This window comes from Pseudomonas sp. IT-P253 (assembly GCF_949768125.1).
Taxonomy (GTDB): Bacteria; Pseudomonadota; Gammaproteobacteria; order Pseudomonadales; family Pseudomonadaceae; genus Aquipseudomonas.
Window position 1 is genome coordinate 49,180 of sequence record NZ_CATKPT010000006.1, and the last position, 24,007, is coordinate 73,186.

The 24,007-nt window shown below is 58.7% G+C and carries 22 protein-coding genes; 9 read left to right on the plus strand and 13 right to left on the minus strand.

Annotated features, from left to right (window positions below):
* Window positions 1–33 precede the first annotated feature (33 nt).
* From ACM6IR_RS03415 to pdxH, 4 genes are all read left to right on the plus strand, one after another.
* Window positions 34–2,544, plus strand: a complete 2,511-nt coding sequence (locus ACM6IR_RS03415; RefSeq protein WP_414906384.1) for a beta-galactosidase — start codon at window positions 34–36, stop codon at window positions 2,542–2,544.
* A gap of 223 nt (window positions 2,545–2,767) precedes the next feature.
* Entirely contained in the window at window positions 2,768–3,913 is a 1,146-nt protein-coding gene (locus tag ACM6IR_RS03420) for a serine hydrolase domain-containing protein (protein ID WP_414906385.1), read from the plus strand.
* Window positions 3,914–4,028: 115 nt separating this feature from the next.
* Window positions 4,029–5,114 carry an OmpA family protein gene (locus ACM6IR_RS03425; protein ID WP_414906386.1) on the plus strand — a complete coding sequence of 362 codons (1,086 nt, stop codon included), beginning with the start codon at window positions 4,029–4,031 and terminating at the stop codon, window positions 5,112–5,114.
* A 26-nt stretch (window positions 5,115–5,140) separates the two neighbouring features.
* A complete protein-coding gene (pdxH, locus tag ACM6IR_RS03430) occupies window positions 5,141–5,788 on the plus strand; it encodes a pyridoxamine 5'-phosphate oxidase (RefSeq protein WP_414906387.1) in 648 nt (215 codons plus the stop codon).
* A gap of 5 nt (window positions 5,789–5,793) precedes the next feature.
* On the opposite strand, the gene ACM6IR_RS03435 is transcribed toward pdxH, so the two are convergent.
* Window positions 5,794–6,030: a hypothetical protein gene (locus tag ACM6IR_RS03435; protein ID WP_414906388.1), complete on the minus strand. Its 237-nt coding sequence runs from the start codon at window positions 6,028–6,030 to the stop codon at window positions 5,794–5,796.
* Window positions 6,031–6,198: 168 nt separating this feature from the next.
* On the opposite strand from ACM6IR_RS03435, the gene ACM6IR_RS03440 reads away from it, so the two are divergent.
* Window positions 6,199–6,663, plus strand: coding sequence for a glycine zipper 2TM domain-containing protein (locus ACM6IR_RS03440; protein ID WP_414906389.1), 465 nt, complete (start codon window positions 6,199–6,201; stop codon window positions 6,661–6,663).
* Between the two features lie 83 nt (window positions 6,664–6,746).
* On the opposite strand, the gene ACM6IR_RS03445 is transcribed toward ACM6IR_RS03440, so the two are convergent.
* The 3 genes from ACM6IR_RS03445 to nhaA form a co-directional block, all read right to left on the minus strand.
* Window positions 6,747–6,977 (minus strand): hypothetical protein, encoded by a 231-nt coding sequence (locus ACM6IR_RS03445; protein WP_414906390.1) that lies wholly within the window; start codon window positions 6,975–6,977, stop codon window positions 6,747–6,749.
* Window positions 6,974–8,158 (minus strand): colicin E3/pyocin S6 family cytotoxin, encoded by a 1,185-nt coding sequence (locus tag ACM6IR_RS03450; protein WP_414906391.1) that lies wholly within the window; start codon window positions 8,156–8,158, stop codon window positions 6,974–6,976. The genes ACM6IR_RS03445 and ACM6IR_RS03450 overlap by 4 nt, the downstream gene beginning before the upstream one ends.
* 120 nt (window positions 8,159–8,278) lie before the next feature.
* Window positions 8,279–9,466, minus strand: coding sequence for a Na+/H+ antiporter NhaA (gene nhaA, locus ACM6IR_RS03455; RefSeq protein ID WP_414906392.1), 1,188 nt, complete (start codon window positions 9,464–9,466; stop codon window positions 8,279–8,281).
* A 248-nt stretch (window positions 9,467–9,714) separates the two neighbouring features.
* On the opposite strand from nhaA, the gene ACM6IR_RS03460 reads away from it, so the two are divergent.
* Entirely contained in the window at window positions 9,715–10,809 is a 1,095-nt protein-coding gene (locus tag ACM6IR_RS03460) for a PLP-dependent cysteine synthase family protein (protein WP_414906393.1), read from the plus strand.
* A gap of 132 nt (window positions 10,810–10,941) precedes the next feature.
* On the opposite strand, the gene ACM6IR_RS03465 is transcribed toward ACM6IR_RS03460, so the two are convergent.
* Window positions 10,942–12,555 carry an NAD(P)/FAD-dependent oxidoreductase gene (locus ACM6IR_RS03465; RefSeq protein ID WP_414906394.1) on the minus strand — a complete coding sequence of 538 codons (1,614 nt, stop codon included), beginning with the start codon at window positions 12,553–12,555 and terminating at the stop codon, window positions 10,942–10,944.
* Window positions 12,556–12,650: 95 nt separating this feature from the next.
* Entirely contained in the window at window positions 12,651–13,304 is a 654-nt protein-coding gene (locus ACM6IR_RS03470) for a COG3650 family protein (RefSeq protein ID WP_414906395.1), read from the minus strand.
* Between the two features lie 74 nt (window positions 13,305–13,378).
* On the opposite strand from ACM6IR_RS03470, the gene ACM6IR_RS03475 reads away from it, so the two are divergent.
* Window positions 13,379–13,849 carry a SecDF P1 head subdomain-containing protein gene (locus ACM6IR_RS03475; protein WP_414906396.1) on the plus strand — a complete coding sequence of 157 codons (471 nt, stop codon included), beginning with the start codon at window positions 13,379–13,381 and terminating at the stop codon, window positions 13,847–13,849.
* Window positions 13,850–13,884: 35 nt separating this feature from the next.
* Here the strand turns inward: ACM6IR_RS03475 and ACM6IR_RS03480 are convergent, their stop codons facing one another.
* Complete coding sequence (locus ACM6IR_RS03480; RefSeq protein WP_414906397.1) at window positions 13,885–14,484, minus strand: short chain dehydrogenase; 600 nt, start codon at window positions 14,482–14,484, stop codon at window positions 13,885–13,887.
* A 105-nt stretch (window positions 14,485–14,589) separates the two neighbouring features.
* Between ACM6IR_RS03480 and ACM6IR_RS03485 the strand changes: the two genes are divergently transcribed.
* A complete protein-coding gene (locus ACM6IR_RS03485; protein WP_414906398.1) occupies window positions 14,590–15,498 on the plus strand; it encodes a LysR family transcriptional regulator in 909 nt (302 codons plus the stop codon).
* Between the two features lie 193 nt (window positions 15,499–15,691).
* On the opposite strand, the gene ACM6IR_RS03490 is transcribed toward ACM6IR_RS03485, so the two are convergent.
* From ACM6IR_RS03490 to ACM6IR_RS03510, 5 genes are all read right to left on the minus strand, one after another.
* Complete coding sequence (locus tag ACM6IR_RS03490; RefSeq protein ID WP_414906399.1) at window positions 15,692–16,393, minus strand: ABC transporter ATP-binding protein; 702 nt, start codon at window positions 16,391–16,393, stop codon at window positions 15,692–15,694.
* Window positions 16,394–17,161, minus strand: a complete 768-nt coding sequence (gene livG, locus ACM6IR_RS03495) for a high-affinity branched-chain amino acid ABC transporter ATP-binding protein LivG (protein ID WP_414906400.1) — start codon at window positions 17,159–17,161, stop codon at window positions 16,394–16,396.
* Complete coding sequence (locus tag ACM6IR_RS03500; RefSeq protein ID WP_414906401.1) at window positions 17,158–18,414, minus strand: high-affinity branched-chain amino acid ABC transporter permease LivM; 1,257 nt, start codon at window positions 18,412–18,414, stop codon at window positions 17,158–17,160. Before ACM6IR_RS03500 ends, livG begins: the two co-directional genes overlap by 4 nt.
* Window positions 18,411–19,334, minus strand: a complete 924-nt coding sequence (gene livH, locus ACM6IR_RS03505) for a high-affinity branched-chain amino acid ABC transporter permease LivH (protein WP_090180942.1) — start codon at window positions 19,332–19,334, stop codon at window positions 18,411–18,413. The genes ACM6IR_RS03500 and livH overlap by 4 nt, the downstream gene beginning before the upstream one ends.
* A gap of 232 nt (window positions 19,335–19,566) precedes the next feature.
* Complete coding sequence (locus tag ACM6IR_RS03510) at window positions 19,567–20,694, minus strand: branched-chain amino acid ABC transporter substrate-binding protein (RefSeq protein WP_414906402.1); 1,128 nt, start codon at window positions 20,692–20,694, stop codon at window positions 19,567–19,569.
* A 338-nt stretch (window positions 20,695–21,032) separates the two neighbouring features.
* On the opposite strand from ACM6IR_RS03510, the gene ACM6IR_RS03515 reads away from it, so the two are divergent.
* Window positions 21,033–21,338, plus strand: a complete 306-nt coding sequence (locus tag ACM6IR_RS03515; RefSeq protein ID WP_414906403.1) for a DUF2288 domain-containing protein — start codon at window positions 21,033–21,035, stop codon at window positions 21,336–21,338.
* A 298-nt stretch (window positions 21,339–21,636) separates the two neighbouring features.
* Here ACM6IR_RS03515 and ACM6IR_RS03520 read toward each other — a convergent pair whose 3' ends face one another.
* Window positions 21,637–23,832: a hypothetical protein gene (locus tag ACM6IR_RS03520; protein ID WP_414906404.1), complete on the minus strand. Its 2,196-nt coding sequence runs from the start codon at window positions 23,830–23,832 to the stop codon at window positions 21,637–21,639.
* Window positions 23,833–24,007: the final 175 nt, after the last annotated feature.

A 24,007-nucleotide genomic window follows, 5' to 3' on the forward strand; every position in this document is an offset into this window, starting at 1 on the left:
CATTTGTTGGTCGTTAGGGAGAATTTCGTTCTCATGATTCGCCGTTCGTTGCCCGCCATTTTTGCCCTGATGTTCGCAGCCCCTTTGCTGGCGGCCCCTGCCGGCCAACAGACGCTGTTCAACTTTGTGCGCCCGGCCGATGTGGTCCAGGTGACAACTCAGGATGCCAGCTTGCCGCAATCCAATGCGGAGCAAACAGCCGAAGGCGAAGTGTTGCGCCGGGTGACATTCAATCCGGTGGCACAACCGATGCTGCGCCTGACCCCGCAGACCGGCGCCTGGGACTGGTCGCAGTCGAGTGCCATGAGCCTGCGGATCCAGAGCGCGATGAACTGGGCCGTGACCCTGTACGTGAAAATCCAGAGCAATGACGGCAAAACGCTGTTCAGCCGTGTCGACTTGCCCGCAGGTCCTGCGCAGACCCTGTTGGTGCCGCTGGTGGCGAGTTCGCCACTGAGTCAGGGCATGAAAGCCGGGCCGCCGATGCCGATGACGGTCGACGGTCAGCGCGTGTTGCTGTCCAGTAGCGCCGGTGAGCTGGACCGCAGCCAGGTGGTGTCGGTGACCTTGTCGATGGACCAACCGAAAGTCGCCCAGAGCATCCTGCTGGAGCGCTTTGGCGTACAGGACGGCGACGCGGTGACCCCAGCGGTTTATGGCGCTCTGGTGGACGCCTACGGCCAATCCACCCGGACCAAATGGCCAGAGAAGGTCAGCAGCGATGAACAACTGAAAAGCACCGCCGCCAAAGAACAGCAACAACTGAAAATCTGGCTGGCCGAGCGTAAGAAGTCATCGCTGGACACGTTCGGCGGCTGGAACAAAGGCCCGGCGTTCAAGGCCAGCGGTTTTTTCCGCACTGAAAAACGTGATGGTCGCTGGTACCTGGTGACCCCGCAAGGGCATCCGTTCTATTCGCTGGGGGTTAACACCGTCGCCCCCGACGTCAACCAGACTTACATCGCCGGTCGGGAGTGGATGTTCGAATCCCTGCCCAAACCCGACGAACCACTCGCCAGCCACTATGGCGAAGGCGACAACCGTGGTGGCAATGGCGTCGATCAGGGCCGTGGTTATAACGCCGGTCGCTGGTACGACTTCTATGGCGCCAATTTGCAGCGGCTGTTTGGCAACCCTTGTGCATTGGGCAGCGGCACCAAGGCCGGCGTCGCCGCAGCGGCAAAAGCCGACGCGGTTGAGGCGACAGCGCAGAAGGCTGACGAGCAACCGGTCGCACCTTCGACGGCTGAATCCGGTGTTGCCGAAGCGGCCAAGGTTGGCGCAGCCGACGCGACAGTCGCGAAAGCGGCTGAGCAAGCGCCCGCCGAACCCTGCAAAGCGGTGGTGGATGAACAACGCTGGGCCAGCCACACCCTGGATCGCCTGCAGGCCTGGGGTTTCAACACTTTGGGCAATTGGAGCGCGCCAGTGCTGGCCAACGCTGATCGCGTGCCATACACCTTGCCGCTGTCGATCGTCGGCGATTACGCCAGCATCAGTACCGGAACCGACTGGTGGGGCGGCATGCCCGACCCGTTCGATCCGCGTTTCGCCATGGCCACCGAACGTGCCGTGGCCATCGCTGCCCGCGATCACCGCGACGATCCGTGGCTGATCGGTTATTTTGCCGACAACGAACTGGCCTGGGCCGGTCCCGGCGACGACCCGAAGGCCCGCTATGCGCTGGCCTATGGCACCTTGAAAATGACGACCGACGTGCCGGCAAAACGCGCGTTTCTCAAGCAACTGCGGGACAAATACCGCAATCAGGCGGGGCTGTCCAAAGCCTGGGGCATCGACTTGCCGGCCTGGGAGTTGATGGAAGACCCGGGCTTCGTGCCGCCGCTGCCAAGCGCCGAACACCCGGAAATCGAAGCTGACTTCAAATACTTCCAGAAGGTCTTCGCCGACACTTACTTCAAAACCATTTCTGACTCGCTCAAGTGGCACGCACCGAACCAGCTGTTGCTGGGCGGTCGCTTTGCCATCAGCACCCCGGAAGCCGTTGAATCCTGCGCCCAATACTGCGATGTAGTGAGCTTCAACATGTACACCCTGCAACCGCAGGACGGTTACGACTTTGCCAAACTGCGCAGTCTCGACAAACCGGTGCTGATCACCGAGTTCAACTTCGGCTCGACTGATCGTGGCCCGTTCTGGGGCGGCGTGACGCAACTGGCCAAGGAAGAAGATCGAGGCCCGGCTTACGCCAACTTCCTGAAACAGGCGATCAGTGAGCCGTCGATTGTCGGTGTGCACTGGTTCCAATACCTCGATCAACCGGTGACCGGACGTCTGCTGGATGGCGAGAACGGTCACTTCGGCCTGGTGGGGATTACTGATCTGCCGTTTCAGGGCTTCGTCGACAGCGTGCGCAAAAGCAACCTGGCGACTGTCGATCAGTTGGGTAAAGAGGCTGAGAAGGCCAAGGCCGAAGCGGATAAAGCCAGCCGCGAGGGCGAAGGCGCAAGAAAAGGCGACGCCGGTAAAGGAACGGGGCAGGGTGCTGGCCATGCGGGTGGGCATTCCGGCAATGGCTACTGAGTTCTGATACACCGCGTTATCGTTCTTCGCGAGCAGGCTCGCTCCCACATTGGATCGATCTCCTGTGGGAGCGAGCCTGCTCGCGAAGGCGTCTGTACAGACGCCATAAATGTCCGATCATTTCCATGGGCAATCGACCGCCCAGCCCGGCCCTGTTCCCAAAACCCTCAAGGGCTGGAACAATGCCGCCACTTTGTAGAACGTTTATCCGAGGGAGTTGCGGGTGCAGATTCAGGGTCATTACGAGCTTAAGTTCGAAGCGGTGCGCGAAGCCTTTGCGGCGCTGTTCGACGATCCTCAGGAACGTGGCGCAGCGTTGTGCATCCAGATCGGTGGTGAAACAGTCATCGATCTTTGGTCCGGCACCGCCGACAAGGACGGCACCGAGGCCTGGCACAGCGACACCATCGCCAACCTGTTCTCCTGCACCAAGACCTTCACCGCCGTCACCGCGCTGCAACTGGTCGCCGAAGGCAAGCTGCAACTGGATGCACCGGTTGCCCGCTACTGGCCCGAATTCGCCGCCGCCGGCAAAGAATCCGTGACGCTACGCCATTTACTCTGCCATCAGGCCGGTTTGCCGGCGTTGCGCGAATTGCTGGCGCCTGAAGCGCTTTACGACTGGCAAACCATGGTGGATGCCCTGGCCGCTGAATCGCCGTGGTGGACGCCGGGCGAAGGTCATGGTTATGCGGCGATCACGTATGGCTGGCTGGTGGGGGAGTTGTTGCGCCGTGCCGACGGTCGCGGACCGGGCGAGTCCATCGTGGCTCGGGTCGCGAAGCCGTTGGGTCTGGACTTCCATGTCGGTCTGGCGGATCAAGAGTTCCATCGCGTGGCGCATATCTCCCGGGGCAAGGGCAATGTCGGCGATGCTGCCGCCCAGCGTTTGCTGCAAGTGACCCTGCGCGAGCCGACGGCCATGACCACTCGGGCCTTCACCAACCCGCCCTCGATCATGACCAGCACCAATAAACCCGAGTGGCGGCGAATGCAGCAACCAGCGGCCAATGGCCATGGCAATGCTCGCAGTCTGGCCGGGTTCTACGCCGGCCTGCTCGATGGCAGCCTGCTGGAAAGCGAAATGCTCGATGAGCTCACGCACGAACACAGCATTGGCGAGGACAAGACTTTACTGACCCCGACCCGTTTCGGCCTGGGTTGCATGCTCGATCAACCGGACGTGCCCAATGCAACCTACGGCCTGGGCCCTAGGGCGTTCGGCCATCCGGGCGCCGGTGGCTCCATCGGGTTTGCTGACCCGGAACACGATGTCGCCTTCGGTTTTGTGACAAATACACTGGGACCGTACGTCTTGATGGATCCGCGCGCACAAAAGCTTGTGCGAGTACTGGCCACTTGTCTGTAAATCTCGCTCAAGGGTTCCAGGACCGGAACCCGAAAGCCTTTCCGGATTCAAAGTATCTGTATTGCGGGGCCAGTCGGCCTGATTTTCTCATTTCTTGATTTTTTGTGGATATCCAATGTCAACCAAATCAACCCTCGCTTTGGCACTGTGCTTCGCTATCACCGGGTGTGCGCAAACTCCAAAAAATGACGCGGACGGCGGCAGCTGGTGGCCGTTCGGCTCCTCCGACAAGGTTGCGGCTAAAACTCCTGCTTCGGCCCCGGCACCCCTGAAGCCTGCCGTCACTGCACCAGTGGCCAAGACTGACAGCGCCAGCCCTTGGTACTGGCCGTTCAGCTCCGATCAAGTTCTCGATAAAAAACCAGAGGTAAAACCTGAAGCCAAACCCCTGCCAGTAGCCAAGGCTGACGCAGGCGGCAACTGGTGGTGGCCATTCGGTGGTAAAGACCAATCCACCGCCAAAGCGGTGCCGATGCCTGACCCTAAAGTGACCCAGGCCTGGCTCGACGACTACGAGCCGCGCCTGCGCGACGCGATCAAGGGCAGCAATCTGCAACTCGAACGTCGCGACAACGTACTGGTGGTCATCGCGCCGGCAGACGACTCGTTCAACCCTAAACGTCCATCCATGCTGCTGCCGGTGACGCTCGGCCCATTCACTCGCGTTGCGAAAATCCTTGAAGCCGATCCGAAAACAGCCGTGCTGGTCCTCGGCCACAGCGACACCGCTGGTGACGCGCCAGCCAACGTAAAATTGAGTCAGGAGCGTGCACAATCCGTGGCCGCGATCTTCCGTCTCAGCGGCCTGCAGCGTGATCGCCTGATGCTGCGTGGCATGGGCGGTGACGCACCGCGTGCAGCCAACGACAGTGTTGAAGGCCGAGCGTTGAACCGCCGCGTCGAACTGCTGATGACCCCGCAAAACACCATGGTCGCCTTGCTGAGCAAATACAACATGCCAGCCCCGGCGCCGATGCGCATGGTCGCGGTGCAGGATGTCAAGCCAGCCGTCGCGCCTGTTACGCCTGCGCCAGCTGAGAAAAAAGCGGCTGTACCCGCTACGAAAAAAGCCTCGGCCAAAAAAACCACGGCCAAGAAGGCACCTGCTAAAAAGGCGACTCCGGCGAAAAAGGTTGCTCCGGCCAAAGCCACTGACGACTCGAAGAAACCCGCCGTCGCCGCTGACACCACCAAGCAGTGATTCGTTAACCAAAAGGAATGCGCCACATGACCAAGGCCCTGGCTGATATGCGCCGCGATTACACCCGTGATGGCCTGACCGAGGCGCAAGCCCCGGCCGAGCCGTTTGCGCTGTTCCATCGATGGTTTGCCGACGCAGTGAAAACCGAACAGGCACCGGTGGAGGCGAATGCCATGACCTTGGCCACTGTCGATCCGGACGGTCGGCCGCATTGCCGCATCCTGTTGCTCAAAGGCCTGGACGAGCAGGGCTTCACGTTCTTCACCAACTACGACAGCGCCAAGGGCGAGCATCTGGCAGCGAATCCGTTCGCGGCCATGACCTTTTTCTGGCCGACCCTGGAGCGCCAGGTGCGCATCGAAGGTCGGGTGGTAAAGGTAACGTCCGAGGAGTCCGACGCTTATTACCAGGTCCGGCCTCTGGGCAGCCGTCTCGGTGCCTGGGCTTCGCCTCAAAGCCGGGTGATCGCCGATCGTGGTGAGCTTGAAGCGCTGCTCAAGGACACCGAGCAACGTTTCAGCGATACTCAGCCACATTGCCCGGAGCACTGGGGCGGTTATCGTTTGTTACCTGAGCGTGTCGAGTTCTGGCAGGGCCGTCCGAGCCGTCTGCACGACCGCCTCAACTACCGCCTACAGGGCGCCGACTGGACGCTTGAACGTCTGGCACCCTAAGCAGTCTACCGACCGGGATAGCCTGCCGCTGCGGCCTTCAGCCACTGCGGTAGGTCCCGGCGCTTGATTTTCTGCGCTTGAGCGTTCGCCAACTGCTGGAGCATAAACACTTTTTTGTGTTCATCTTCACCGGCAAGGGCTAACGCCAGGTCGCGGTCCATCCACCGTTTGATCCGCACGTACAGCCACCCGTGGAAGTACAAACCGGCGACGGTGGTGACGACAATGATAAAATAATCCATGAAAAATCCTTACACGGTGGCGCAGATTGCAGAATTTGCCGCTACTGTGTGCCGAGTTCGTGGCGGCGCCTGTACCGGGGCTGAATCGAAACACTTTTATCCGGGCGACGCCGTGACAGGCGTCAAGCTGCGGAGTTTAATGAATACCTGTCCTTTGGAGTTGATGCTATGCGTAAGTCTGTTCTGCTGGTTGCTTCCTTTTCCACGATGGCGATGTTGCTTACAGGCTGCCAATCGAGCCTGACCGGTGACTCCTACTCCCGTGACGAAGCGCGTCGCGTTCAGACCGTTCGCATGGGCACCATCGAAGCCTTGCGTCCGGTCAAAATCGAAGGCACCAAAACTCCAATCGGCGCCGCGGCTGGCGCAGTCGTGGGCGGTGTCGGCGGTAGCTCCATCGGTGGCGGTAAAGGCAGCGTCGTAGCTGCAGTCATCGGCGCAGTCGCTGGCGGCCTGGTAGGTTCTGCAGCCGAAGAAGGCCTGACCCGCACCCAGGGCGTGGAAATCACCGTGCGCGAAGACGACGGCAGCATGCGCGCCTACGTGCAACAGGTTCAGCAAAACGAAGTGTTCCGTGTTGGCGAGCGTGTGCGGATTGCCACGGTGGATGGCACGAGCCGCGTTTCGCACTAAGCGGAAATCGGGTAAAAGAAAACCCCGATCAGGTGAGCTGGTCGGGGTTTTCTTTTTGGGGTGAAAGGCAAACGGGGCCATTTCTAGACGTTGCAGGTCAACTGAAAAAGATAGGCTGGATCGTAAACTTTCTTCCCCAGAATTTCTTCTAAGGCACCCAGCTGCTCTGTCGTGAGATTGTATCCCTCCCAGCCTTGTTGATCCGCAGTCCATCCCATAATGGCCTTCAGCTTTTCGTCTTGCCCGTTCGGTAATTCTTCTTCGAATGCGAGGAGTTCGGTTTTTTTATCAAATGCCTCAATGACGTAAATCATGGTTCCACTTTCCTAGTGTTATCCGCAGGTTTTGTCTGCTCGCCAGTAGTTGGATCATATTCACCGAGATGTCGGCCACGTTTGTCGTACATCTCGACAGCTCCGTGCTGTGAGTCCCATTCCAATATTGTCCCCTTTGGGGTTGTCCAGCGTTTTCTAAGACCTCCACCGCCTTTAACCGAGGTCTTACGACTTGCTTTCGTAGCATCAGGGAATGCGCTCAGCCCGTTCGGCGCTGGGTGATATTTATGGTCAAAACCACTAACCACAATATAAACCGGCTTCACCAACGACCCCGCCGGAAACACAAGAATGAAGTCCCTGTAATCAGGCGGGTAGATCGGGTTCACGATGATGCCGTCAGCCGCTTTCGTCGGCGGGTAAACCCAGATGTGCGGTGCTTGTGGGGCAGCTTCCAGTTTGGGGATGCCGAGGATGTCGGAGCCATCCTCGGCGGGCGTCCAGATCAGTTCGATGCCGTCACCGAGGTCCGCCACCTGTTGGCTGCCGCGCAAGGTGAACTGCACGACATCGACCATTTCCCAATCGCGGTGCTTGCCGGTGTAAAAACCGTAACCCTTGAGACTGCCGTCAGCCTGTTGCTCGACGCTTAGTCGAACTCGTGTACGGGCTTGCTTCAGGGCTCGGAGCTGGTCTTCGGTGTAGAGGGCGCTATCGCCCAGGCTGGGGGCCCAGAATATGGCGGCCAGGCCCGCCAATGCCGTGGTTCCTGCAGCGCCGAGTGTTGCGACCGGTATGGCCAGAGACGGGAAGCGCAGCGCAAGACGGCCAATGCCGAGCGATACAGTCGTGCCGCTGATCGTTTGCAGATTCAGCAGACCGGTATCGTCTGCTTCGCGAGCGCCGAGCCAGGCAACTTCACCGTAATCCTTGAGGCTGTCGGTGGGCACCATCCCCGAAGGGCTCGAGTAATCAATGATGGCGTCCGGCAGTTTGCAGGACTTGGCGAAGACACATCCGGCTTGAATGGGCTTTTGCCTTTCTGCCAGGACCTGACGACCGCGCTCGAAGGCATCTTGCCTGGCGAGCATGGCGTCGTAGGCGTTTTGTCGGGCTTCCCGCTCGGCCAGTTCGGTGGCCGTCATGAAGCGGTGAGTGACGTGATGTCCGTCGCCGGACGGCGGGTTTTGAACCCTGGGGACTTCCTTGTTGCCAGCCACGGATCTTCCTTGCGTTCGTACGTCGACAGCCCATGAAAAAAGGCTGTGCGACGTTAACGAACGTGGCTAATCGTGGCTGTAGGACGAATCCTGAATGTCGCTAAGAGTGTTCTCTATCACTCAGGATTGCAGTGCAGCGCTCTTGTGACTGGCTGCCGCCATGACCGCATATCCAATCAACGCGGCCAGTATCGAACCGGTCAAAATCCCCATTCGATCCATCCCGGCGTAATCACTGACACCGGGCTCGAACGCCAGGGAGCCGACAAACAGGCTCATGGTGAAGCCAATCCCGCAGAGGATCGACACGCCCAGTACGTGGCCCCAATTGGCACTCTGGGGCAGGGCGGCGATGCCGATTTTCACGGCCAGCCAGGTCAGCCCGAATACGCCGAGTGTTTTGCCCAGCAGCAGGCCAACGGCGATGCCCATGGGGACGTGGTGGGTGAAGTTTTCGAGGGTCACGCCGCTCAGGGACAGGCCGGCGTTGGCGAAGGCGAACAACGGCAAGATGCCGTATGCCACCCATGGGTGCAGGGCGTGTTCGAGGGTCAGCAGGGGCGAGGGCTCGGCGTTTTTCGTGCGCAGCGGAATGCAAAAGGCCAGGGTGACACCGGCCAGTGTCGCGTGGACACCGCTTTTGAGCACGCACACCCAGAGGATCAAACCGATGATCATGTACGGGCCAAGCTTGACCACGCCGAGCCGGTTCATCGCGATCAACGCCACGATGCACGCCCCGGCCAAGGCCAGCGAAAGTGTTGAAAGCGTGCCTGAATAGAAAATGGCGATGACGATGATGGCGCCCAGGTCGTCGATGATTGCGAGGGTCATCAAAAACAGCTTCAGCGACACCGGCACGCGCTTGCCCAGCAAGGCGAGGACACCGAGGGCGAAGGCGATGTCAGTGGCCATCGGAATGGCCCAGCCACCGAGGGCGGCGGGGTTATCACGGTTGAAAAACCAGTAAACCAACGCTGGCACGACCATGCCGCCAATCGCCGCGGCGCCAGGCAGGACGACCTGCGAAGGTTTCGACAGCTGACCGTCGAGGACTTCGCGCTTCACTTCCAGGCCGATCAGAAGAAAGAACATCGCCATCAGGCCGTCGTTGATCCACAGCAACGCCGGTTTGGCGATTTGCAGCGCACCGATCTGGGCCACCACCGGGGTGTCCAGGAAGCTGCTGTAGAGCCATGACAGCGGGGAATTGTTGATGATCAAAGCCAGGGCTGCGGCGGCAATCAATAACAGACCGCTGGCAGCTTCCAACTGAAAGAAACGCGTGAAAGTGCTACGCAGAGGCAAGGTCGCTCTCCATCGATTAATCAAAAGGTGGCACACCCTAACCCGTACCGTTAGTTGTTAAAACAAAAGTTATATTCTTTTTTGTTATATGTCGTTACAAGACCAATGATCCCACGGGCCTGAGCCCGGCAGTTGCCAAGCGTATTGAAGCCTAGCTGTACCTGTGCGCGATGCTGGATTTTTCCTAAGCTGTGGGTTGAGCCTTTCGATTAGGCCGACTCTTTGCCTGATTCAACGAGATCACCACCATGAGCGACAACCGACAGTGGGCCCGCGAAGCCATCCGGATTATCGAGGCCGACTTCCAGCGTAGCGCCGATACTCATCTGATCCCCTTGCCGCTGCCAGGCTTTCCCGGCCTTGAGTTGTATTTCAAGGATGAATCCAGCCACCCCACCGGCAGCCTGAAACACCGTTTGGCGCGCTCGCTGTTTCTCTATGCGCTGTGTAACGGCTGGCTCAAACCGGGTGCGCCGGTGATTGAAGCGTCCAGCGGTTCGACAGCGATTTCCGAGGCGTACTTCGCCCGTTTGCTGGGCTTGCCGTTCATTGCGGTGATGCCGGCCACCACGTCCAAGGAAAAAATCGCGCAAATCGCGTTTTACGGCGGTAAAAGTCATCTGGTGGATGATCCGACGCAGATCTACGCCGAATCCGAGCGCCTGGCCCGGGAGCACGACGGACACTTCATCGACCAGTTCACTTATGCCGAGCGTGCCACCGACTGGCGGGCGAACAACAACATCGCCGAGTCGATCTTCCATCAGATGCGTTTCGAGAAGCACCCTGAGCCGAGCTGGCTGATTTCCAGTCCCGGCACCGGTGGCACCACCGCGACGCTCGGTCGTTACGTGCGTTATCGCCAGCATTGCACCCGTGTGCTGTGCGCCGATGCCGAGCGTTCGGTGTTCTTTGATTACTACCAGACCGGCGATGCCAGCCTGCGTCTGGACCACGGTTCGCGAATTGAAGGCATTGGTCGGCCTCGGGTGGAGGCGTCGTTTCTGCCTAAAGTGATCGACGCGATGGTCAAGGTGCCGGACGCGCTGTCACTGGCGGCCATGCACTACCTGGCGCAGCATTTGGGGCGGCGCGTTGGCGGATCGAGCGGGACCAACCTGATCGGCGCCTTGATGGCGGCTCAGCAGATGGCGGCGGCGGGGGAGGTGGGGTCGATCGTGGCAATTCTGTGCGACGGTGGCGAGCGCTATGAGACCAGTTATTACAATCAGGCTTGGCTCAAGGCTCAGGGGTATGAGTTGGGTGGGTTGATGGCTATTGTTGCCGCGAGCGTAGAGCGCGGCGAGCCGCTGCCAGCCACCGTGCTGCGCGCCAACATCTAAAACCAGACACCACCCCTGTAGGAGCGAGGCTTGCCCGCGAAGAAGTTCGCGCGGTCTTCCTGATAGACCGCATTATCGTCCTTCGCGGGCAAGCCTCGCTCCTACAAGGGCAGTGTTGTTTCAGGCTTTACATTAAGCTTCCAGGCCAAGAATGTCGCGGGCCACGGCTTCCGCAATCCGAATCCCGTCCACGCCGGCCGACAGAATCCCGCCTGCATAACCCGCACCTTCACCGGCCGGGAACAAGCCCTTCACGTTCAAACTCTGCATCGATTCATTGCGGGTAATCCGCAGCGGTGACGACGTTCGGGTCTCGATCCCGGTCAACACCGCGTCGTGCAGCGAGTAACCACGAATCTGCTTCTCGAATGCCGGCAAGGCTTCGCGAATGGCTTCGATCGCGAATGCCGGCAAAGCCAGCGCCAAATCACCTAAAGCAACACCCGGTTTGTAGGACGGTTCAACACTGCCCAGCTCGGTGGATGGCTTGCCTGCAATGAAGTCACCGACCAGCTGCGCCGGGGCTTGGTAGTTGCTGCCGCCCAGCACAAAGGCGTGGGACTCCAGCCGTTCCTGCAACTCGATACCTGCCAGTGGGCCGCCCGGGTAATCGACTTCCGGGGTAATTCCTACGACGATCCCCGAGTTGGCGTTGCGCTCATTCCGCGAGTATTGGCTCATGCCGTTGGTCACGACTCGGTTCGGCTCGGAAGTCGCGGCCACCACGGTGCCACCCGGGCACATGCAGAAGCTGTAGACCGAGCGCCCGTTCTTGGCGTGGTGCACCAGCTTGTAGTCGGCAGCGCCGAGTTTGGGGTGCCCGGCGTATTTGCCCAGACGTGCACGGTCGATCAGCGACTGGGGGTGTTCGATGCGGAAACCCACCGAGAATGGCTTGGCTTCCATGAACACGCCACGGCCGTGGAGCATGCGGAAAGTATCCCGGGCGCTGTGGCCCAGGGCCAGAATCACGTGTTTGGAATGAATCTGCTCGCCGTCGTTGAGTTCGACGCCAACCAGTTGGCCGTCCTCGATCAGCACATCGGTAACGCGCTGTTGAAAGCGGACTTCGCCACCCAGGGCGCGAATCTGCTCCCGCATGTTTTCCACTACGCCGGTCAAACGGAACGTACCGATGTGAGGCTTGCTGACGTAGAGGATTTCTTCGGGCGCGCCAGCTTTGACAAACTCGTGGAGGACTTTGCGGCCGATGAACTTTGGATCTTTGATCTGGCTGTAAAGTTTGCCGTCAGAGAATGTTCCCGCTCCGCCTTCACCGAACTGCACGTTGGATTCGGGATTGAGCACGCTTTTGCGCCACAGGCCCCAGGTGTCTTTGGTGCGTTGGCGCACTTCAGTGCCGCGTTCGAGAATGATCGGCTTGAAGCCCATTTGCGCCAATAGCAGCCCGGCGAAAATCCCGCAAGGTCCGAAGCCTACGACAACAGGGCGTTGCTCCAGATCAGACGGCGCGTGGCCGACTACTTTGTAGCTGACATCCGGCGCCACGTTGACGTTACGGTCATCGGCGAACGTTTGCAGCAACGCGGCCTCATTCCTGGCAGTGAGGTCGATGGTGTAGATGAAGCACAGTTCGGAGGATTTTTTGCGCGCATCGTAGCTGCGCTTGAACAAGGTGAAATCGAGCAGGTCATCACTGGCGATGCCCAGGCGCTGCACAATGGCAGGGCGCAGGTCTTCATCGGGATGGTCGATCGGCAGCTTGAGTTCGGTGATTCGTAACATGACAGGATCCGGTTCGCGGGGCGCACAACTGCGCCAAGGCGTTTGAAGACCGCGATTATAAGCCTCAACGGATGATTCCAGTGAGGCTAAAACGATCAGTCGTCCCGCGATCCGCCGAAATACCCGCAGCCACGCTGAACCTGGCCATTGATGCGCAGTTCGGCGCTCATGTGCTGAACGCTGCCGGTTTTGCTGTCGACACAACGTTGCGGCGCGACCCACAGTTCGATGTGCTGATCATTGGCTTCGGTACTGAGATTGAAACGCCCATCACCCAGCTGCTCTTCAACGTACGGCACGGCCAACGGCGGCTGGCCGGCGCGCTCGATGACCATGCCTTTGCCGCTGACCTTGACGTTCCATTCGGGCGAGTGACCGGCGGCACGCAGGATCAGCAGTTTGAAATTGGGATCGTCGCACGCGGTGTTCGAGCGCTCGACACGGTACAACTGCTCCAGGTCCAGACGGCCTTCAACTATGCGCCCCCGTACATCCGCAAACAGATTGCCCTTGGTATTGGCCAGGGTTGCCGCTTGCTGCAGGACGCTTGTGCCACCGGTGTCGTTGACCGCATAACGACTTGGCTGGTTGCAGGGTTGGAACATCAGCTTGCCGTCTACCGCCGTCAACTGCCCCTGCATTCGGGTCTGGCCGATATGAGAAGCACTTTCGCGCGGGCCGTCGAACAACTGGCAGGCGGCGAACAACGGAAGCAGGGCAACAAGGATCAAGGAACGGGCAACACGCATCTTTGGCTCTCCAGACAAGTGCCGCCACGTTACGCAGGCTGACCGTTCATCACAACCCATGACTGGCATTTGTCATGAACCGATACCTGGCACTAGTAACATTCGGCTTTACTTTAACCCCGAGATTGCCGGGATTTGCGTTTAACCTTGTCGGCCATTTGATTACGGAAGGTGTTATGAGGGGATCAGCCAAAGTGCTGTTGGCGGTGCTGGGGATGATGGGGGCACTGCAATGCCTGGCAGCCGACATTGCGTTGTCATCCGCGTCGGACTTCACTGAAATAAGCCTGGATATCAAGCGGGCAAATGAGCCCGAAACACAATCCATCAGTCTGCATGTGACACTCAGCCCTGATGCGCAACGCCGTATGGCGCAGGTGACGCGGGAGAACCTGCGCCAGCCCCTGAAGCTGTTCATCAACGGGGTGCATGTGTCGACGGCCACTATTCAGTCGCCCATCAACGGCCCCGGCCTTACGATTGCCGTACCGAATGAAGTAGCCCGCAGTTTATTGCCGAAGCTGCTGGAACCATCGGCAATTTAAGGCGGCGCCAGGCCAGCGCCGCACATTGAACCTGTTCAGCCGACGTGGAACGTCTGGCCTGTCTGCAAGCCCTCGACGCTTTTGGCGTAGGCCAATGCCACATCGACTGCGGGAACCGGTTTGTAGCCGCGGAAGTACGGCGCGTAGCTGCCCATGGCTTCGACCAGCACGGTAGGGCTGACCGAGTTGACGCGCAGCCCGCGAGGCAGTTCGATGGCCGCCGAACGAACAAAGCTGTCCAGTGCGCCGTTGACCAGTGCTGCCGAGGCGCCGCTGCGAATCGGGTCGTGACTCAGCACGCCAGTGGTGAAGGTGAACGAGGCACCGTCATTAGCAAATTCACGGCCGATCAGCAGCAGGTTGACCTGCCCCATCAGCTTGTCTTTCAGACCCAATGCAAAGCTGTCTTCAGTCATCTCGCTCAACGGCGCGAAGGTCACGTTGCCCGCGGCGCACACCAGCGCATCGAACTTGCCGGTTTGTTCGAACAGTTTGCGAATCGAGGCGCTGTCGCTGATATCCACATGGAAATCCCCGCTGGTGCGGCCGATGCGGATGATCTCGTGACGCTCGGACAACTCTTTGTCGACCGCCGAACCAATGGTGCCGCCTGCGCCTATCAAAAGAATTTTCATTGTGCTGATCCTCGAACGGGTTGAATGAGGCTTCAGTTTAGAGTGGTTTTTTCTGCTGATAAGCGCGCTAATGGGCAACCTTTGGTTTTCAAATGGAAACAATCCATGAGCGAGATGGATGATCTGGCAGCGTTTGCGGTGCTGATCGAAGCGGGGAGTTTTACCTTGGCGGCGCAGCAACTGGGCTGTAGCAAAGGGCAGTTGTCCAAGCGCATCAGCCTGCTGGAAACGCGGTTTTCCGTGGTTTTGTTGCAACGCACCACTCGACGCTTGAGTTTGACCGCAGCGGGTGCGGCGTTGCTGCCGCAAGCCCAGGCGCTGGTCGTCCAGGTGGAACGAGCGCGTCAGGCATTGGCGCGGTTGAAGGACGATATGGCAGGGCCAGTGCGTATGACCGTTCCGGTATCGCTGGGGGAAACCTTCTTCGATGGCTTATTGCTGGAGTTTTCCCACAAGTACCCCGACGTGCAGATCGAGCTCGACCTCAGCAACAACTATCGTGACTTGTCCCGCGACGGTTTCGATCTGGCAGTTCGCTCCGACGTAGGCAATGACGAGCGTCTAGTGGCCCGACCCTTATTGGCCTGGCACGAGATGACCTGCGCCAGCCCCGGCTACCTTGAGCAATACGGCGAACCGTTGACGCCGCAGGCTCTCGCGGAACACCGCTGTCTGCTCAACAGTCATTACAGCGGCCGCGAAGAGTGGCTCTATCATCAGCAACACGAGTTGTTGCGGGTTCGGGTGTCGGGACCGTTCGCCAGCAACCATTACAGTCTGCTGAAAAAAGCCGCACTGGCGGGGGCCGGGATTGCGCGTCTGCCGTCTTACCTGCTGCAAACGGAATTGGCTGACGGGCGTTTACGCTGGCTATTGCGCGACTATCAGACCCGCCGCATGCCGATGTACCTGGTGCATCCGTATCAGGGTGGTTTGCCCAAGCGCACGCAGGTGCTGGCGGATTACCTGATTGGCTGGTTCAAGCGCAGTGGCGAGGCACTGGATCGGCTTTAACGCTGAAACCTGATTCACCTCCAAACCCTTGTGGGAGCGAGCTTGCTCGCGATAGCGGCTTTACATTCAACAGAGATACTGACGGGTCTCCCGCTATCGCGAGCAAGCTCGCTCCCACAGGGGCCATGGTTGTGAGGTTTTTGACAGGCATAAAAAAACGGCCCGAAGGCCGTTTTTTGTTTACCGCAAAGGCTTAACCACCGAGGTAAGCTTCGCGCACTTTCGGATCGGTCAGCAGGGCTTCACCGGTGCCTGTCATTACCACCCGGCCGTTCTCCAGAACATACGCGCGGTCGGCGATTTTCAGCGCCTGGTTGGCGTTTTGCTCGACCAGGAACACCGTTACACCGTCCTTGCGCAGTTGTTCGATGATATCGAAGATCTGCTGGATGATGATCGGCGCCAAACCCAGCGACGGCTCGTCGAGCAGCAGTAGCTTGGGTTTGCTCATCAGTGCACGGCCAATGGCGAGCATTTGCTGTTCGCCGCCGGACATGGTGCCACCGCGCTGGGCGAAGCGTTCTTTCAGGCGTGGGAAAAGTCCGAGAACCTTGTCCATCTGTTCCTGATAGTCGCCCTTGGCGGTGAAGAAACCACCCATGGAGAGATTTTCTTCCACGGTCAGTCGGGCGAACACCCGACGACCTTCCGGGACCACGGCGATGCTCTTGCGCATGATCTGCGCTGAGGTCTGGCCCACGAGCTCTTCACCCATGTAGCGAATGCTACCGCTGTGGGCTTGCGGCGAACCGCAGAGCGTCATCAGCAAGGTGGATTTGCCCGCGCCGTTGGCACCGATCAGGGTCACGATTTCGCCTTGGCGGATCTCCACGTTGACGCTGTGCAGCGCCTGGATCTTGCCGTAGAAGGTGGAAACGTTTTCGAATTGCAGCATTTACGCTTCCCCCAGGTAGGCTTTGATCACTTCAGGATTGTCGCGGATCTGCTCCGGTGTCCCGTTGGCCAGAGGCGTGCCCTGGTTGATCACGACAATATGGTCGGAAATGCTCATGACCAGTTTCATGTCGTGTTCGATCAACAGCACGGTGACGTTGTGCTCTTCACGCAGCATGCTGATCAGCGCCTTCAGGTCTTCGGTTTCCTTCGGGTTCAGACCTGCGGCCGGTTCGTCGAGCATAAGGATCCGCGGACGGGTCATCATGCAGCGAGCGATTTCCAGGCGACGTTGCTGACCGTAGGCCAAGGTGCCAGCCGGGCGGTTGGCGAACGCCTTGAGGTTGACCTTGTCCAGCCAGTACTCGGCGAACTCCATGGCCTCGCGCTCGCTTTTGCGGAACGCAGGGGTCTTGAACAGACCTGCCAGGAAGTTAGTGTTCAGGTGACGATGCTGAGCGATCAAGAGGTTCTCGACCGCCGTCATGTCCTTGAACAACCGCACGTTCTGGAAGGTGCGCACCACGCCTTTGAGGGCGATCTTGTGGCCGGGCAGGCCCTCGATGGACTCGCCATCGAGCAGGATGCTGCCGCCGCTCGGCTGGTAGAAACCGGTCAGGCAGTTGAACACGGTCGTCTTGCCCGCGCCGTTTGGCCCGATCAGCGCCACTACCTGTTTTTCCTTTACAGTCAGGGCAACGCCGTTGACCGCGAGCAAACCGCCGAAGCGCATGCTCAGATTGTCGACTTTAAGGATCTCGCGGCTCATTTGCGCAGCTCCATGTGAGGACGTTGCATGGGCAGCAGACCCTGAGGACGCCAGATCATCATCAGCACCATCAAGGCGCCGAACATCAACATGCGGTATTCGCTGAACTCACGCATCATTTCCGGCAGCAGGATCATCACTGTGGCCGCCAGTACGACGCCCAGTTGCGAGCCCATGCCACCCAGCACCACGATGGCGAGGATGGTCGCCGACTCGATGAAGGTGAACGACTCGGGTGTCACCAGCCCCTGACGCGCGGCGAAGAAACTGCCGGCGAAACCGGCGAAGCAGGCACCGAGGGTGAAGGCTGAAAGCTTGATGACCGTAGGGTTGAGACCCAGCGCACGGCAGGCGATTTCGTCTTCACGCAGCGCTTCCCAGGCACGACCCAGAGGCATGCGCAGCAAGCGGTTGATGACGAACAGCGCGAACAACGACAACAACACCGCGATCAGGTAAAGGAAGATCACCTTGTTGATCGAGTTGTATTCCAGGCCGAAGTACTCGTGGAAGGTCTGCATACCTTCTGCGGCAGTTTTATCAAAGCTCAGGCCGAAAAGCGTGGGCTTGGGAATGTTGCTGATGCCGTTCGGACCACCTGTGAGGCCGGTCAGGTTACGCAGGAACAGGCGGATGATTTCACCGAAGCCCAACGTCACGATCGCCAGGTAGTCACCGCGCAAGCGCAGTACCGGGAAGCCGAGCAGGAAGCCGAAGGTGGCCGACATCATCCCGGCGATTGGCAGGCAGATCCAGAAGCTCAGACCGTAGTAGTGCGACAGCAGCGCATAGCTGTAGGCGCCGACGGCATAGAAACCGACGTAACCGAGGTCGAGCAGGCCGGCCAGGCCGACCACGATGTTCAGGCCCAGGCCGAGCATCACGTAGATCAGCACCAGCGTGGCGATATCCACCGCACCGCGAGAGCCAAAGAACGGCCAGACCAATGCACCGATGATCAACGCAATGATGATCCAGCGCTGGGTGCTCGGCAGGGTCAGGAAATTACTGGCCTTGGCCGGCATGACCGGCATGCTCGGCGAGGATTTCCAGGCCGCGCTGATCTTCTGGTCGAACAACACTCGCAGGAACATCAGCACCGAACACACGGCGATGGTGATCAGCGTTGTATTGCTGGTGCCATGGACTTCGAGGTTAATGCCGACAATGGTCAGTTTCAGGCCGAGCACCGGGTAGGCAACCGCCCACACCAGCAAGGCGCTGAACAACGCCTGTTTAAGATTCTTAGTCATACTTTTTCAACCTCCGGACGGCCCAGCAGGCCGGTAGGCCGGAACAACAACACCAGGACCAAGAGGCCGAATGCCACGACGTCCTTGTACTGATCGCCGAAGATATCGGCACCGAAGGCTTCCGCCACCCCAAGCACGATCCCGCCGAGCATGGCGCCGGGAATGCTGCCGATACCGCCCAATACCGCTGCGGTGAAGGCCTTGAGGCCGACCAGGAAACCGGCGTTCGGGTTGATCACGCCGTATTGCATGCTCAGCAGCACGGCAGCGATGGCCGCCAGTGCGGCACCGATGACGAAGGTCAGGGCGATGATGTTGTTGGTGTTGATACCCAGCAGGTTGGCCATCTTGATGTCCTCGGCACAGGCGCGGCAGGCGCGACCCAGGCGAGAGCGGGAGATGAACAGCGTCAGGCCGAGCATGGCGACCAGGGTCACCACGAACACCACGATTTGCATGTAGGAAATCAGCACTTCGTGTGCGCCACCTGGCCCAATGGCGAAGTTGCCAGGGATCAGGTTGGGGATGGATTTGTCCTTGGAGTCTTGCGCCAGCAGAACCGTGTTCTGCAGGAAGATCGACATGCCGATGGCGGAAATCAGCGGGATCAGACGGTTGCTGCCGCGCAAGGGGCGGTAGGCGATCCGTTCGATGCTGTAGCCGTAGGCACTGGTGACGACGATGGTTGCGAGGAAAGCGGCGGTCATCAACAGCGGAACGCTGTCGAGTCCCATCATGGACAGGCCCGCGATGGCGATGAACGCCACGTAGGAACCAATCATGTACACCTCGCCGTGGGCGAAGTTGATCATTCCAATGATGCCGTAAACCATCGTATAGCCGATGGCGATCAGGGCATACGTGCTGCCAATGGTCAAACCATTAACCAGCTGCTGGAAGAAGTGATAGATGTCAGGCATTACAGCGCTCCTAAAAACCTGATACGCATTTCACTGGTGGAGTCATTTTCCCGCTCGAGCCCCGTGGATCTGCATCCACTTCGAATTCGAGGTTTGCCAGCGAACCGCTGATGACGGTTTTGAGATTTTCAGGTGGGGAGACTGGCGGATCACGCCAGCGCGGCCCTATACGTTCGTAAAACAAAGCCCACGGCACGCCGTGGGCTTTATTGGCAGTCAGTCAGGCAAGGCCTTACTGAGGCGAAACTTCAGTTTTAGGTTTGCCGAAGTGCCACTCGTAAACCACGAACTTGAAGTCTTTCAGGTCGCCCTTGGCGTCGAAGCTCAGGTCGCCAGTCGGGGTTTTGAAAGAACCTGCGTGGATGGCAGCAGCCACTTTCGCAGTGTCTTCGCTCTTGGCGGCAGTGATACCACCGGCGATGACTTCAACCGCCGAGTAGGCCGGGAACACGAACGGACCGCTCGGGTCTTCTTTCTTGGCTTTGAACGCGTCAGCCAGGGCAATGTTGGCCGGATCCTGGTCGAAGGATTTCGGCAGGGTTACCAGCAGGCCTTCGGAAGCGTCTTTGGCGATCTGCGAAATGGAGTCGTTACCCACGCCTTCCGGACCCATGAACCTGGCTTTCAGGCCTTTTTCCTGGGATTGACGCAGGATCAGACCCAGCTCTGGGTGGTAGCCGCCGTAGTAGACGAAGTCGACGTTGGCTTGCTTGAGCTTGGAGATCATCGAAGAGAAGTCTTTGTCGCCGGCGTTGATGCCTTCGAACACGGCAACCTTGACGCCTTTGCCTTCCAGGGTTTTCTTCACGGCGGTGGCGATGCCTTCACCGTATTGCTGTTTGTCGTGCAGGACAGCAACGATTTTCGGTTTTACGTGATCGGCAATGTAGTTACCGGCGGCAGGGCCCTGGGCGCTGTCGAGACCGATAGTACGGAAGATCATTTTGTAACCACGATTGGTGATGTCCGGGCTGGTGGCAGCCGGGGTGATCATGATCACGCCTTCGTCTTCGTAGATGTCCGAAGCCGGTTGGGTGGAGCTGGAGCACAGGTGGCCAACCACGAACTTGACGCCGTCGTTGACGACTTTGTTCGCGACCGCTACCGCTTGTTTTGGATCACAGGCGTCATCGTATTCAACGGCTTCGAGCTTCTTGCCGTCTACGCCGCCTTTGGCGTTGATCTGTTCGATGGCCATTTTGGCGCCACTGAACTGCATGTCGCCGTATTGGGCTACAGGACCGGTTTTAGGGCCGGCGATGCCGATCTTGATGGTGTCAGCTGCGAACGAATGGCTGGCAACCCCGGCCAGAACCATAGCGGCAAACAGTTTGGAAATCTGCTTAGTAGCCTTAGTCATAGTGCTCCACTCTTACTGTTGTAGTTTTTATAGTCCTGGCGCCGTAGCAGCAGAACCGGGTCAGATATCTTCGATATCCTCCGGAAAATGCCCCCGGCAACTGTACCGGTACAGTGTAGAGCGCCGATTGTTAGCCTGGGAAGGCAGCGCCGGGGGGCAAATCTAGAGGATGTCGCTTTTTTGAAAGAAAAAGACAGAATGGCGGCGGGGGTTTCAGCTGAATTAACAGCAATCCTTGGCTTTCCTGCTCTTTTCAGTCAGTGACTCAATTGCATCCGGGTTTTTCTGCCAGACCTCCAACGTTATGATGACGTCGATTTCTTTTCCGGACAGGACCCATGACTCAAGAACCTAGCACCCTCTATGCCAAGCTGCTTGGTGAAACCGCATCTATTACGTGGAAAGAGCTGGAACCCTTCTTCGCCAAGGGTGCCCTATTGTGGGTCGACCCCGGTATGGATTTGATCGCCGCCGCTGAAGCGGTGGCGACCGATGACGGCGAGAAAGTGGCTGCCTGGCTGGCTGCCGACAACCTCGCCAAGCTGTCTGAAACGCGGGCGCTGGATCTTTTCGAACGTGATCCGCAGCTGTGGGCCGTGGTCGTTTCACCGTGGATTCTGATCCAGGAAAGGGCGACGAGCTGAGGCTTTGCACTTGTTTGGTGCGTGGATCTTTTCAGGAAAAGTGTGTAGCCGAGTAGCGTGATGGCATGTTGCCGTAGAGAAAGGCCACAGAAGGGTCTTGGCGAGGGTGACGTGCGCGTAACGGGAACAGTTTATTCAGCAGCCTGATGGCTGCTTAATTGTTTCTGGATGTTGGGGTTTTGCGGTGATTCTGATGCAGCCTTCGCGAGCAGGCTCGCTCCCACAATTGGTTCGCATTCTTCTGAAAGAACACGGTTTCCTGTGGGAGCGAGCCTGCTCGCGAAGGGCTCACTGCTGATTATGCGGTTTTACCGGTGTGGTTATTCAAGGAAATAACCTTGGTCTTGCCAATCCGGTGACGGTAGATCTCGCGCAGATACTTGATCGCCTTCTTCACACAGTCCCGCGACAAGCGAATGTCGTTGATCGAGACGAATTTGTCTTTGTCGTTGATCAGTTCGCGGTACTTCTTCTCGTACATCGGTTTGATCGCGTACCAGTTGGTGTCGAGGATCTTCGCCGGGTTCTCGAATTCGTTCAGCAGGTCGTCGATCCGGTCTTCGTCGAATTCTTCGTTGACGACGAAGTCCAGGATCGAATTGTCCAGGGTGTCATCGAAGCGGTACGGGTTTTTCGCAAAGCAACGCTTGATGAATGCCACGATCAGCGTCAGGAAGTCGTCCGACAGGCACGGGCTCTTGGCGATCAACGTGGTCAACGACAAGTTTGCCGATGCCCCGATCACCAGCGCATAGCGCTTGAGCGTGGTGTTCGGGAACAGGCTGTTGAGGTGAGTCTTCAACCGGTTCAGGTCCATGTAGGACAGCTTGTAGTCCTTTGGCAGCGAAACGATCGACACAACGGACGAGCAATTCTTGAAGAAGTGCAGGTCGTGCAATGCCGCCGCGTCATAGCCAGAGTTTTTGTACTGCTCCAGCGAGGCGCGATAGCGCTTGGACTCGATGGGCAACAAGCTGATGCCTTCGATCGCCTGAGTGACCTTGTTGAAGTGCGGCAAGTCGATGGAGCGGAAGAACAGGTCGTCGATGTTCAAACGCTGCGGTTCTTTGTCGAACACCTTGAATTTGTCGTTGCTCGGCGGCGGCGTTTCCGGCACCACGGACTCGGCGTAGGCAATGGCCACCGGACCGGCCAGACTCATGAACAGGTCGTTGGCGTCCAGGCGAATGGTTTCGCCGATGTCGATGCCGGCGCGACGGAAATAGTTCTGGTCGTAGTCAGTAGTTACCGCCTGCGCCGTCAGAATGTTGAAGATCTGCTGCGAGATGTACTGGTTGGCGTGCTTTTCCATCGCGTTGACGTCGATGTTCTGAATGTTGCCGTCATCGCTTTCTTCGGCGTAACGCATGATGTCGTTGGAGATCAGCATCATCGCGTTCCAGGGACGGATACGGCCCATGACGCTGGCTTCGCTGCTGTCTTCGTTGGCGAAGTTGTAGGAGAAGTCCCACTCTTCCGACAGGTATTTGCACAGCAGGCGACCGGCGTTGATGTGCAGCGCTTCGGACATTTCACTGCGGTGATCGGAAATGTTCGGCAGTACGCAGATGCCGCTGGTGAAGATCGGCTCGAAGACGAAGGAATGACCGCTTTTGCTGTCATGTTCGTCCATCGGCTTGGTGTCGAACGTCTTGTTCATGTACGAGTGCTGCTGGGCCAGGCCGAATTCCGAGGCCATGCCCGAACCGGTACCGCCGCCGGCACTGAAAATCGAGAAATACAGGCGCGACTGGTTGGCCTTGATGCCGCAGCTGTCGATCAGGTACGAGTGAATCATCTTCCAGTCCGGGCTGGAGAAACGCTGGGTGTCCTTGTTCAGGATGATCTTGGCCAGGTACTGACCCAGGATTGGCGCGTTACCGGCGCCACCGGCGTGGACTTCCGACAAGTCCATGATTTTCATTTTGCTGTAGTCGCGCAGAAAGCCGCTCTTTTCGCCTTTGCGCGAGAAGCGGATGCGCCCGGCGATGTCTTTGTCCAGGTCGCCGAGCATCACCAGCGGTTCCACCAGGAACACCGGCTTGGTGCTCTTGCTGGTGCCCAGGCGCAGGTTGTTACGAATCCATTGTGCCGGGCTGTAGCCCTTTTCTGCGTAGCGTTTGTCCGGCGACAGGCGGTCTTCGTTATTGAACTCGTTGAGGTAGAACTTGCGGGCGTTATACACCAGCTCCGCAACGTCCAGCGCGATGTTCGAACCGCACCGGCCGAGACCGATCAGGCACACCGACGGGAATTCCTGATCACTGTGCTGTTCGCTGTCGCCTTCCAGATGCGGTGGGCGCGGGAACACCATATCGCGCAGGCCGTCGAGGTTGTCGAGGATGCGGTCGGTATTGGTTTCGGTGAAGTACAGATACTGCTGAGTTGCCAACGGACGTGACGGGATCAATGGCTTTGACGATGAGGGGCTGTTCGCCGCTGGGCTCAGTGTCAGATCGGAAACCGCAGTGGCCGGATTATTTTTGGAAGTCATTGGGCGCCATGTACCTGGGCTGATGGGCTCGGCGACAAAATGTCGTCGAACTTTCACGGAATGGGGTCTCGCGTCTTTTTTCAGCGCGTATTTGGCCCAAGCGTCAGGGCGGTTGCCTGAGCATCGCTAGGGGGAGTCCTTTCCTTAGTCATGATGAATCGGCCAATATTCGGCG